Source organism: Alkaliphilus transvaalensis ATCC 700919 (assembly GCF_000621485.1).
Classification (GTDB): domain Bacteria; phylum Bacillota; class Clostridia; order Peptostreptococcales; family Natronincolaceae; genus Alkaliphilus; species Alkaliphilus transvaalensis.
Genome location: NZ_JHYF01000006.1, coordinates 26,812 through 38,679, shown reverse-complemented (window position 1 = coordinate 38,679; position 11,868 = coordinate 26,812). Strand labels below are relative to the sequence as shown.

Below are 11,868 nucleotides of genomic sequence, written 5' to 3'. Positions count from 1 at the left end.
CTCACTCCTAAATATTATTTTTCTCTATTTTTTAAATACTGATTTAGACTTGATAAATCGCCATACCACTTTTCTAAGTGGTGTTCTTCTAACATATGAAGTTTTGCCATTTCTTGTACTTTTTTATCAATTTCCCGATAATCTAGCCCTAATCTTTTTCCCAAAGAATAAGTAACCATAATAATATTAGCCAAAACCTCAATAACTGTATCTTTCCCTTGTTTTGCACCTTTTGTTAATGTATCAAAAAGAATAGCGATACTATTCAATAATTCACATTTTAAAAACTCTATCATTTTTATATTTCGCCCAATATCAATATTATTTCTGTTTGACATATTTTCACCCCTAATTATATCATCCCTATCTCATTGAAAAAATAATTCATAACCAAGAAATAAGTTGAAACAAATGCTTAAGTGCATTAGCCTATTATGTATATTTAATTATTAAGCCTCATTTCATGTCATTATTTTAAATTTTTATAAATCTTTTATAATACCCCCATAATTGAAATATTCTATTTTTCCGTGGTTTTTCCTTCTCTTATTTTATATTAAACTAGAGCATCATTAAATAAAACTACCTGTATAAGTAAATAAGCACGATTTGTCCGTGCTTAAAAACTTTTAATTATATTAAACTTTGACAAAGTCTCTTCTAAATTGTACAGTATTACTAACATTTTTACAACTTCATCTGTAGGATAGTTATTGATCTCGGGAGAAAACTTCAGTTGCTTTTTAATTGTTTGAATTGATTTAATCACTGGCTTTAAATCTACTGCTTTTCCTCCATCAAGTATCTCCAGTTCTTCTTTCTTAATGGCTTCCAATGTTTCTTTAATTGTAGTAAAATCCTTCTTTACTAAATTAATTACTTCTGGAGATATTCCCTTGGTTAATACGCCATATAGGTTAAGGAAATGTTGAAAATTCTCCTTTAACAACTTCATTGTTAAAACAATTTCTTTACTACTTCGTTCACCATAAACTAATACCTTTTCTTCTTTTAACTGTAAGTTTAAAAATTTCTCTGATTCCTTAATTTCTTCATCAATAAGATTAATATCATTCTCAGAAATTTCTAGATCATCTTGGTTTAACAAGATTTTAAGGGCCATAAGATGATACTTCCAAATGTCCCTAGAGACTTTTTTTAGCTCTAATACCGCTTTAGAATCATAGGTTGGTGGATAAATTAAATAGTTTACAATTACTGCAATTCCGATGCCTATAAATGTGTCATATAGACGATTAAGGGCATAGGATATATGGTCACTATCTTCCCCTAAAAATACTACGATAAATACAACTCCTGCAATATTGATTGCCTCATTCCACCCAAGTCTATTCATTAAGTATATTAATATAATGATTCCTATACCTGCGAGAATAAAGTTAGATGGTAAAATGATGGCAAATACCACACCCATAATCGCACCTATTAATGTGCCTAGCATTCTGTTAAAACCAATTTTCCAAGAATCTGTAATAGTAGGTTGAATAGCTATTAGTGCTGCCACCATTGCAAAAAAGGGAGATCCTATTTGCAATAGATTTGCCACTAACATTGATAAGCTTACTGCAATACCTGTTTTTATGGTCCTCAGACCAATCTTCATTTCTTTCACCTCGGTTTAGTATGTTTAGTATTAGTTGTGATGGGAAGAGAGTTACTCTTCACTAACATTATATAATATTTTTCTTCCTCTTGAAATATCCTAAAAACATTTCTTTTAGAAGCCATGTTCTACCCTCATTCTTTACAACTAGTCCAAAATAAAAAGATCGTTTAATACGACCTTTTTTCACATTAGCATTTATACTGTCTTTCACATACATCATGTATAGTTATATATTTTACCTATAATAAAGTTCCAAGGGCAAGAATTAATATGATTCCCGGTATTCCTAAAAAGCCTACTACTAAGGCTGTGTAGGGATTAACCACTATATGCATCCCTAAAAACCCTCCAATAAAATTGAAGATAATAAGTGCGACTCCTCCGATAATGCCATTCCAAATAAGTCTCATTAGTAATTTAAGAGGTACTAATAGTAACCATCCCACAACATAAAGTAGGATTAAGCCAAGGGCATAAGCCAATATAATATTAATCTCTAATCCCATATTCATTATCTCACCTCAAAATTTAGTTCATAGTTAAATACTTTTTTATAAAGTACTTATTATTAATAATAGGAGCAGCTCATCACTACTCCTATTATTATATAGTAAATATTTATCTAATATGACAAGCTAATTAAAGTTAACCCTGATCCCTTCCTCTTTCGCTTTCTTTAAGAGGTAAATATATCTGCTTCGTGCCGCCTCTACCTTATAAATTGCATGATCAATTAAATCTGGGTCAGTTACGTCATGAAATAATGCTTCAGCATTTTTCCATTCTTCATGGGCTTGTGCTATGATCTGAAGAAAGCTCTGATTTTCATCTACTTCTTCCTCCTTCAAAGCATTTACTTTGTGATATAGTTCCCCAAGATAATTTCCAATATAGCCAAATACACTATCTTTTTTATTTATAGCCTTCTCTTCATTCATAATGGATCGCCCCTTTTTGATTACTTTCGTTTATCAATTAGGTTATCCAATTTTTTCTTGTTTAATACAATTCTGATGAAAAAATAAAAATTACCTAAACTTATCATTTGTATATTTCAAAAAATATTTTAGCGCTTTTAAGCTTTCTCTATCATGTTTTTTTGAGCTTTAGAACTGCATTATTATAAAATTTCTGCAGCCAATTGAGCTAATGGTGATCTTTCCACCTTCTTAAAATGAATATGGGCAGCTATGGGTTGGTCCTTTAATTTATTTACTGTATAAGTTAATCCATTACATATACTATCCAAATATGGATGATCTATTTGTTCAGTATCCCCCATTAATACTATTTTTGTCCCTTCTCCGACTCTAGTAATTAGTGTTTTTATTTCATGCTTTGTTAAGTTCTGGGCTTCATCAATAATAACATACTGATTAGGGATACTCCTCCCCCTTATATAGGTCATGGCTTCAATCTCAATTCGATTCATTCCTATTAAGGTATCCTCCATTTTGGAGATTGTTTTAGTTCCTAGTATTAACTCTAAATTATCATAAATAGGCTGCACCCAAGGTCTTAGTTTTTCATCTTTATCTCCTGGTAAATAGCCAATATCTCTACCTACGGGGATAACAGGTTTTGTAATTAATAGCTTTTGATACTTCTTTTTATCATTTGTTTGGTACAGACCCGCTACTAGGGATAATAAAGTTTTTCCTGTACCCGCCTTACCCGTTAAAGTTACAATTTTAATTTCATCATCTAATAGTGCCTCAAACGCCATTCTTTGCTCTAAGTTTTTGCCTTTAATTCCCCAGTAAGTATCTTCCCCATAATGCAACGTGTTTAACTTATTAAGACGATAATCATATTTAGCTATAGCAGTTTTACTAGGATTACTATAGTCTCTAAGTAGTAAAAATTGATGGGGATATAATTGTAGTTTTTTCTTTCCTTCCTCCTCAATATCTGTAAGGTCAAGAGATCCTTTTTGAAAAAATTCATCTATTTTTTCAGTTGGTATATATTCTTCGCTATATCCTCTATTGATTTCACTATCATAATCAATTGTATCGTGTATATAGTCTTGACTCTTGATCCCTAAAGAATCTGCTTTAATTCTCATAATTACATCTTTACTTACTAAGATGACATGATCCTGTTGATTTATCGGCATTTCCAGTTGTAAATTTAGAGCCACGGCCAATATTCGATTATCATTATTTACTTCACTAAAAGTGTCCTCTAATGTATTTAAATTCTTATGATTCAGTTCGATTCTAAGACTACCATTATTATTTAATCTAACTCCTTTACTTAATCGTCCACTCTCTCTTAAGTTATCCAGCTCTCTCGCAACTTCTCTAGCATTTCTCCCAATAATATCTTGTAAGTTTTTCTTTTTATCAATCTCTTCTATCACAACTGCTGGTATCACAATTAAATTGTCACCAAAAGCATAAATACTGTTTGGATCGTGCAATAATACACTTGTATCCAATACGAAAGTTTTTCCCATACATCCCCTTATAAAAGGGTTCACCGTCCTTTCCTGTTCATAATGTCATGGCTATTAAGTATATAGAGCTTATTATTCTATAACCTATCTCAATCTTAATTTATTTGTAGAGTTTTTAAAAAGCTTAACCGTAGATTATTAAGTATTTTTGCTTTCAAGTATTTAATTTCCCTATTCGAATACCTTGAGTAAAAATAATTATTTATGTTTTATTAATATATTTATGTGGTTTTCTTTTTATGAATGTATATTTTTATACTTGAGGAAATTGCATAATTGATATTAGATTTATCGTAGATTATATTAATATAAAAAAACATCTCCTAGCCTTCAACCAATAATATAAATGATGTTAGAATCTTTCATACTAATCGTTCAATATTATAAATATAACAAAGCAACTGCCTTCAAAACCAAAGATTTCCTCATCTACTTTTCACGATGGGCTCCATAGTTTTTGTTTTTGTATAAATGCAATATAAATTTATTGTTATGATATTATGCAGTTTCATTGTGCAGGTTCCCCACTTAAAATCATTAGCCTATTGTGTTATTTACAAAAAAAACATGAGAAAAAAGATACCTTTTTTCTCATGTTTTAAGTATAATTGATTTATTTAATTATTTTTCAACTTTAGATAAAGCCTCTATAATTCTCGTCTACCTTCTAAAGCCTTAGTTAAAGTTACTTCATCTGCATATTCTAAATCGCCACCAACAGGTATTCCGTGGGCTATCCGAGTCACCTTTATCCCCATAGGCTTTAATAATCTAGAAATATACATGGCAGTCGCTTCTCCTTCAATATTAGGATTAGTTGCCAAAATGATCTCTTTTACTACCCCATCACCAACCCTAGATAGTAATTCTTTTATCTTTATATCTTCTGGCCCCACACCGTCTAATGGTGATATAGCTCCATGTAGAACATGATAAAATCCTCTAAACTCTTTTGTTTTTTCCATAGCAACAACATCCCTTGGGTCTTCTACAACACATATGGATGATGCATCCCTTGATTTGTCTTTACAAATAGAACAGGTGTCCATATCCGTTAAGTTTGTACAGATCTCACAGTACTTAACATTTCTTTTTGCAGAAATAATAGCACTTGACAATTGATCTGCCTCTTCTTGCGATAGACTAATTACATGAAAAGCTAATCTTTGGGCCGTCTTTCTTCCTATACCAGGAAGCTTTGTAAACTCATCAATTAGGGTTGCTATAGGTGTAGAATAGTAATTCATTTTCTTCCCCTCGATCTCTTATAGGTTAGAATAATCCTGGTAGACTGATGTTTCCAGTAACCTTCGACATTTCTTTACTTGTCATTTCTTCAGCAGATCGAATTGCTTCGTTAACAGCTGCTAAGATTAGGTCTTGTAGCATTTCAACATCATCAGCATCAACAACTTCTGGCTTAATGTCGATAGCTACAATTTCTTTCTTTCCATTAATTTTTACTGTAACAGCACCACCACCAGCACTTGTTTCTAATTCTCTACTATTTAATTCATCTTGTAATTGTTCCATCTTTTTCTGCATTTGTTGAACTTGTTTCATCATATTATTCATGTTAGGCATTCCACCCATTCCTTGAAAACCCTTTTTAGCCATCTTAATTCCTCCTTTAATTCTTATATATTAGATCTACTATAACTTAAGTATCTCCCCTTAAATCCAACGATAATCAATCATCAGCATCTTTGGAGCAATAACATCTTATTCTAACACATTATATCATAAGTGTTTTCAATTTAGTTAATCTTCCACAATCTCATAAATTTCTTCTGGTAAAATTTCTTTTAATTTATCGATAGGATCTTCTATTTTTTGTTTGTTATTACTATAATTATCAGTCTCCATTACCAAAGAAAGCTGCACCTGTTGACCAGTGACTCGATTTATAACTTCAGATATATAATCTTTTGTCTTCTCTTTATCAAGAGCTTCTCGATGAAACCCAAAACCATCTTTAAATCCAATAATTAAAGTATCTCCCCTTAAATCTTCTAATGAGCCTTCCATTAAAAAAGCTTTAATCTGTGCTTTTTTATTTTGTCTAATCATCTCTAATACATCTGCCCACTTAGATTTGATCTTTTTAAAATCTAATGGAGAAGTACTAACCCTTTCTGGTTTTGGATTACTGGGTCTTCCTTCTTCTTCTGATTTTACAGCTGCGATTCCACCATCTCTACTCTTCTTTTGTTGCTGATTAACATTACTTGAAGATTGATTGTACCTATAAGCAGATTCTACTTTAGGTGTCGCTACCATACCTGATTCTAGCTTCTTTTCTAACTCTTCTATTCTAGCTAATAGCCCTTCAATTGATTGACTTGTTTGGGGATTACATAACCCTACTATAGCTACTTCTAAAATGATTTGGGGTTGTGACGCATATTTAGCTTTAGCTTCTGCCTCTGAAAGATCATAAATACAACGAATAAGCTCCTGTTCATTAAAATCTTGACTTTGCTTCTCCATCATTTTTTTAATTTCAGTAGCATCTTCACTACCCTCTTCATCATAAATCTTCATTTTTAGAAGCATTAATTGTCTTATATAAGCAATTAAGTCTTTAATTAGAAGTTGAACATCTTTCCCCTCTAAAATTAGCCTTTGGATCAATTTGATAGCTTCTGAAGAGTCTTTTTCTAATATACAATTTAGTAGCTTCATTAAAACCTCTTCATTTGTTAATCCCAGAATACTGACAACTTCTTCATAGGTAAGCTTTCCGTTACTAAAAGAAATACATTGTTCTAGTATACTTAATGAATCCCGCAAACCACCCTTCCCATTTTGAGCAATCACCCTTAGGGACTTTTCTTCATATTCAAGCTCCATACTATTACAAATTTTAGCTAATAACCCTATAATATCGTAAATTTTGACAGGTTTAAAGTCAAACCTTTGACATCTAGATAGAATTGTAGCTGGCAACTTATGAGGTTCTGTCGTTGCTAAAATAAAGATGATGTGGCTTGGGGGTTCTTCTAATGTCTTTAATAAAGCATTGAATGCTCCAGAGCTAAGCATGTGAACCTCATCTATTATATAAACCTTATATTTACCTTTAGAAGGGGGATACTTAACATTTTCTCTAATTTCCCTTATATGGTCTACTCCATTATTAGAAGCCGCATCAATCTCCATAACATCCATAATATTCTCAGTTATAATACCACGACAAACATCACATTCATTACAAGGATCATTGCCTACAGGTTCAAGACAATTTACTGCCCTTGCAAAAATTTTAGCAGTAGAAGTTTTTCCTGTTCCCCTTGTTCCCGAAAAAAGGTAAGCGTGGGATACGTTTTGAGATTTAATTTGATTTTTTAATGTTGTTGTAATATGGTCTTGACCAACTACATCTTCAAATACTTTTGGTCTCCATTTTCTATATAATGCTTGATAAGTCATTTTATCACCTTCACTAATTTGAATATAAACATTATATCACAAGGATTAATTTAATGTCATTTAACTTTCTATTATAATAACCAATTTAACAAAGGCGTAAAATTACCTCCAGAAAAAAACTGAAGAATAATGGACTTTTCAATACTTGTTGCAATAAGGCCCTCTGGCGAAATAGCTGAGAAAACAAATAGAACCATTAAAATCATTATAGAAAGTATAACACCTTTTAAAGCACCTATAATAATGCCACCCGTTTTATTAAAACTATTTAGTACCGGTAACTTAAATATCTGTTCTAAGACTTTTCCAATAATCAAAACAATTGCCTTAACCACGATAAATATTATAATAATACTGATTAAGTTTAGTAAAAGAGTAGCCACTCCTTCAACAATTTCAGTTTTAATAAGTTCTACAGTATTATGAGCATAACTTTGAACATCTGCATTTTTTAGTAAAAAGTTACTCAATACTCCCATCCCCTCAAAAGGCATTTCTCCTGTAGCTGGGTTTAAAGTACTTCCTTGGAATATACTATAAAAGTTATTATCAATAAAGTTTTCTAACTTATTAAATACATCAGTATAATTTTGAATCCATAAAGATAAGTCTTTATAAAATATTTTAGAAGAAAATCCTGCAATCAAATAACTACTTAAACCTATAATTGTCCAAATTAATCCTTTTTTATAACCCATTGCCACATTAATGACAACACAACCTATTATTATCATATCAATCACTGTCATAGTATACCCTCAATTCTATTGTATTTTCATAATAGATAATTTCTCTTTTGTAATTACACCTATATGTTTATTTGGTAGAAGTAATACGTCTTGTAGATCTCCGCTTATTTTGTATTCCATTAATATTTCACCTTTACCGTTAAGGAGGTATATCGTTCTTGATGAGTAAGCGATTATATCGTTATTAAAGGTATCTACTCCTATAATTTTTTCAAGAGATCTATTTTCTCCAATTATTTTACCACTAAAGTCTATAATTTTTAAACTTTCCCTTTGTCTTTGAATAATCCCTCCTCTGCCTTCATTGGAATGATAAGTTATCAAATAATCATTTGATAAGGCCACACTTGTAATTTCTTCTGTATCAACCTGCCAATTATTTTGGTATTCACTATTAATACTGGCTATCTTATTTTCATAAAAGACCATTAGATTTCCCTTGTTATCAAAAAACATATTAACTACAATTTGATCACCCGTACTCTCTAGCCTTACGACCTCTCCTTTTAGATTATAATAAATTAGCTTTCCTTCAACTTTCCCATCACTAATTACTACAGTATGTAGTATCACCCTATCATTTTTTTCTGAAACTAATGCATTTATAACTTCTCCTTCACTTACTAGTATTTCTGAGACAACTTTGCCCTCTTCGTTTAATACAGAGACATTTCGAAGTCTATTTTGCTCTGGATGATGATGTACAAACAAGTACTTATCATCACCTGGTTTAATAAAGTTAACACTTTTATTAAGTACCGTTCTATACTCTATATTACCAGAGTTTAAAATCTTAATGATCTGATTTTTTCCTCCATCAATTACGTAAATATACTCATCGTTAGACTCTATAACTGGTGAATTAATTCCTAAGTTAATACTCCAACTTTGATTTCCCCTCACATCATATGCATATAGGATACCATCCCAATATTGCAATATTTGATCCTTTTGTTTAATATGGAGTATCTGGCTACTATGGGGTAATTCTAACTCCAATATATTTGTAACCTGTTGTATCTCTCCCGTTATAATACTTTTCAAATAACCTAATGATTTAGGATTAAATATTAAAAGACAAATCGATATACCTAATAGGATCATCAAAATTCTTTTGTTTTTTTTCATCTTATACCTCCTTGTTTCACGTGAAACAATTTTTTCATATTCGTAACGAACTTAGATGCCTCAGTAATGCATCCTTTTCGATATGTTTCATTAGACTTGACAGATATTGTTGGTATAAATTACATAATTAAAGAAATTGCATAATTAATATTAGATCTATATAAATACAAAATAAATGCTTTATTACTTATTGTTCAGCCAGTAATTTAATATATTCCCTATAAATTCTAATTTTCCTGTCTCTATTTCTTTCTTCCAAATAAAATTAATATTAAAAATAAAAGCCCCATATATCCAAATAGAGGATAAAAAAAAGTGACTAGCCGTTTAAATCCGATCAAAGCTAGAGGTATTGACCCACAGCATATCATTAATCTCGTCATTCCTTCAGGTGCTTTTGTAAAACTCACTACATTTTTAATACAACCAAATCCATTGGCTATTGCAGTAGTAAACATTGCAAACCACAGTAAAATACTATATAAATTCCGTGGTACAACTCCAAGACTCTGAGTAACCGCAATCATTGGTACTTCTAGTCTATGCACAGAGGTATAGTGAAACAATAAGTTAATTAATAATAATGAAGCCATAACTCCTAATCCGATTCCTCCTAGTATTCCTCCTAGCCTGCCACATTTTCTACTTTTTATAAATGGATATAAAGTTGTTAATACAACAATTGCTACTAGACTATTAAATGAAACGTACAAAATAGAAGACCATAACCAGCCTATAAGCATATATATCTTAGTAAAAAAAGTTTTTCCCTCTAAATCATTAATAAAATCAGTAATCCACATCTTTATTTCATCAATTGGTTGATCTTTAAAATGATTAAATAAGAATGTGTTGTTATGTAAAATCATTATCGTAAATATCACTACCAATATCATTAAAAGGGGTACGATAACGCTATTTACTTTTGCAATTCCCTTTACCCCAAAAATAAAAGTAAAAAATGACATGGTGGACATTATTATTATGCCATAAATCCCATCTATTCCAAATAACTGAGTTAGTATAGCTCCCCCTCCTGCTAACATTACAATATAACCTATTAAAAGAAAACAGGTTAGTAAACAATTTATTATTAGGCTACTCTGCCCATTAAAATAAAGTTTAAGAAAATCATTAAAGCTATTAATCCTTCTATTATAAACTAACTGTAACAAGTTAGCACCTAATAGGCAAAATAGAAGGGTAGAAACCGCTACCCCTAGCAAACCAAGCTTTCCATATTTTCCAAAGAATTGTAAAATTTCTTGTCCTGAAGCAAAACCTGCTCCTATCACTGTACCTATATAAACACTTCCTAATGTTAGAACCGATTGGCGACTATTCATTCCTTCTCCCCCCTTATTCTATATAGACAATATATTAATTCTAAGTTGAAGGATATACCCAAATTTTAACTATAGCTTTTTGGAATATTGATGAAGGTATCAAAGAATAATTTTTGGGCAAACTCTATTTATAACAACATATTTTCCTGCTCTATATAATATGTTTTATTAATTTACATTATTTTCTGAACGATCCTAGATGATCACTTCTTCTCGTTATCAGAGAGTTTAATCTATATTCACTTAATTTAATTCTATAATTTTTCAAGGAGGAACTTTTGAATGTCTATTACCAAATCAGAAACCACTAACTCTGTTAATGTAAATATTCCAATGGCTCATATTGACTTTAGTGTTTTACTCCTTAACTTTATTAAAGAACACTATACCTACCCTTATAATGAAATTGTTTTCCTTTGTATCGGAACCGATCGTTCAACTGGTGATTCCCTCGGTCCCCTTATAGGCTACAAACTTAGTAGCCATATGAAAAATTATAGTAATACATATCTCTGGGGTACACTAGATGACCCAGTACATGCTAAAAACCTCCAAGAAAAAATTGATACGATCTATAAAACCTATAGTAACCCTTTTATTATTGCTATAGATGCATGTCTTGGTAAAATGGATCGAATTGGATTTGTTAAAATTGGTTATGGACCATTAAAGCCTGGTGCAGGTGTAAATAAAGACCTTCCCAGTATAGGAAATATTCATATTACAGGTATTGTTAATCTTAGTGGTTATATGGAATACCTTGTTCTTCAAAATACCAGATTAAATCTTGTAATGAAGATGGCTGACACCATTTCTGAAGGAATAAGGTTTGCTTTATGGAAAATGAAGCAACAACACCAACTTGTTTAATAGGCTACCTTCCTTGATCTATGTGTTGATACTAACCACACCATATTTTAAGTAAAATTAATCAATTTATCTCTATATTTTTGATTGTATATGAAATATAGCTTTGTAAAGATTTAAGTATTGATCTAATACTAACTATATTAGATTCAAAAACTATGCTTCACTTATTAATAATCTACGCTGACTTTATAGCATGCAATATGGATTGTCCCCATTTGAATTCCAAAAAATTAATCCACCAAAAACTGACGGTGG

At 30.9% G+C, this 11,868-nt stretch carries 12 protein-coding genes; 1 reads left to right on the top strand and 11 read right to left on the bottom strand.

Features of this window, described 5'->3' with window-relative positions; translation table 11 throughout:
- Window positions 1-14: 14 nt before the first annotated feature.
- From T335_RS0106270 to T335_RS0106215, 11 genes are all read right to left on the bottom strand, one after another.
- A complete protein-coding gene (locus tag T335_RS0106270; RefSeq protein ID WP_026476783.1) occupies window positions 15-338 on the bottom strand; it encodes a MazG-like family protein in 324 nt (107 codons plus the stop codon).
- A 281-nt stretch (window positions 339-619) separates the two neighbouring features.
- A complete protein-coding gene (locus T335_RS21560) occupies window positions 620-1,624 on the bottom strand; it encodes an FUSC family protein (RefSeq protein ID WP_026476782.1) in 1,005 nt (334 codons plus the stop codon).
- A 242-nt stretch (window positions 1,625-1,866) separates the two neighbouring features.
- Complete coding sequence (locus T335_RS0106255) at window positions 1,867-2,139, bottom strand: pro-sigmaK processing inhibitor BofA family protein (RefSeq protein WP_026476781.1); 273 nt, start codon at window positions 2,137-2,139, stop codon at window positions 1,867-1,869.
- A gap of 123 nt (window positions 2,140-2,262) precedes the next feature.
- A complete protein-coding gene (locus tag T335_RS0106250) occupies window positions 2,263-2,565 on the bottom strand; it encodes a YaaL family protein (protein ID WP_026476780.1) in 303 nt (100 codons plus the stop codon).
- Between the two features lie 182 nt (window positions 2,566-2,747).
- Window positions 2,748-4,088 carry a PhoH family protein gene (locus T335_RS0106245; protein ID WP_026476779.1) on the bottom strand — a complete coding sequence of 447 codons (1,341 nt, stop codon included), beginning with the start codon at window positions 4,086-4,088 and terminating at the stop codon, window positions 2,748-2,750.
- A 647-nt stretch (window positions 4,089-4,735) separates the two neighbouring features.
- Window positions 4,736-5,335, bottom strand: coding sequence for a recombination mediator RecR (gene recR, locus T335_RS0106240; protein WP_026476778.1), 600 nt, complete (start codon window positions 5,333-5,335; stop codon window positions 4,736-4,738).
- A gap of 25 nt (window positions 5,336-5,360) precedes the next feature.
- The gene (locus tag T335_RS0106235) at window positions 5,361-5,705 is read right to left on the bottom strand and encodes a YbaB/EbfC family nucleoid-associated protein (protein WP_026476777.1); all 345 of its coding nucleotides are present in this window, start codon (window positions 5,703-5,705) and stop codon (window positions 5,361-5,363) included.
- Between the two features lie 144 nt (window positions 5,706-5,849).
- Entirely contained in the window at window positions 5,850-7,520 is a 1,671-nt protein-coding gene (dnaX, locus tag T335_RS0106230; RefSeq protein ID WP_026476776.1) for a DNA polymerase III subunit gamma/tau, read from the bottom strand.
- A gap of 71 nt (window positions 7,521-7,591) precedes the next feature.
- The gene (locus T335_RS0106225; protein WP_026476775.1) at window positions 7,592-8,269 is read right to left on the bottom strand and encodes a CvpA family protein; all 678 of its coding nucleotides are present in this window, start codon (window positions 8,267-8,269) and stop codon (window positions 7,592-7,594) included.
- Between the two features lie 15 nt (window positions 8,270-8,284).
- A complete protein-coding gene (locus tag T335_RS0106220; RefSeq protein WP_026476774.1) occupies window positions 8,285-9,397 on the bottom strand; it encodes a DUF5711 family protein in 1,113 nt (370 codons plus the stop codon).
- Window positions 9,398-9,639: 242 nt separating this feature from the next.
- Window positions 9,640-10,743 carry a YkvI family membrane protein gene (locus tag T335_RS0106215; RefSeq protein WP_026476773.1) on the bottom strand — a complete coding sequence of 368 codons (1,104 nt, stop codon included), beginning with the start codon at window positions 10,741-10,743 and terminating at the stop codon, window positions 9,640-9,642.
- A gap of 282 nt (window positions 10,744-11,025) precedes the next feature.
- Between T335_RS0106215 and yyaC the strand changes: the two genes are divergently transcribed.
- Window positions 11,026-11,613 (top strand): spore protease YyaC, encoded by a 588-nt coding sequence (gene yyaC / locus T335_RS0106210; RefSeq protein WP_026476772.1) that lies wholly within the window; start codon window positions 11,026-11,028, stop codon window positions 11,611-11,613.
- The last annotated feature ends 255 nt before the right edge of the window (window positions 11,614-11,868 follow it).